Here is a 729-nt window from a genome sequence, read left to right on the forward strand (position 1 = left end):
CCGCTACGCTCAATCATCATGATTGCAACCTCTTTTCAATAATCCTAGTATGGAGTRATACCCTTACATGAAGCCTTCTAACACCATCGTCCGCGTATACCGCGGGAACATAACAGAAAGTATTCACCGCGTTCATCTCGCGGTAGTTAACACCAAGGGCTCGCTGCTGCACGGGGCAGGCGATCCACAGCTCTTAACCTTCGCTCGTTCGACGGCGAAGCTCATTCAAGCGCTGCCGGTCATCGAATCCGGCGCGGTGGATCATTTCGGCCTCGGAGATGCCGAAATTGCTTTGTGCTGCGCTTCCCATAACGGGGAAGCTGAGCACGTGAGCGCTGCCCAAGGCATCTTGGGCAAGCTCGGTTTCCATCACGAGCACCTGCAATGCGGTGCTCATGAGCCCTACCATGCGCCGACCGCACAGGCGATGCGCGAACGGGGTGAAGCGCCGACCACGCTGCATAACAATTGCTCAGGCAAGCATTCAGGCATGCTGGCGCTTTGTGCGCACCTCGGCGCATCGCCGGACACCTACATGAGCCTGCTGCATCCTGTGCAGCAGCTCATGCTAGAAGCGGTATGCGCCATGTCCGACATCCCGAAATCGCAGATGGAGCTCGGAGTCGACGGCTGCGGAGTGCCGGTAYTCGGCATGCCAATCAACCATCTGGCGCTTGCTTTCGCCCGGCTTGGAAGCCCGGAAGCGCTGCCCGAGGCCCGTGCAAACGC

At 58.6% G+C, this 729-nt stretch carries 1 protein-coding gene; it reads left to right on the forward strand.

Going from position 1 to position 729, the window contains the following annotated elements; all coding sequences use genetic code 11:
- Nucleotides 1-67 precede the first annotated feature (67 nt).
- Nucleotides 68-729, forward strand: a 662-nt coding sequence (locus AC1DUA_RS39650) for an asparaginase (RefSeq protein ID WP_477504882.1), incomplete at its 3' end; no start/stop codon positions are given.

The sequence above is a fragment of the Paenibacillus sp. 01T422 genome (assembly GCF_056398785.1).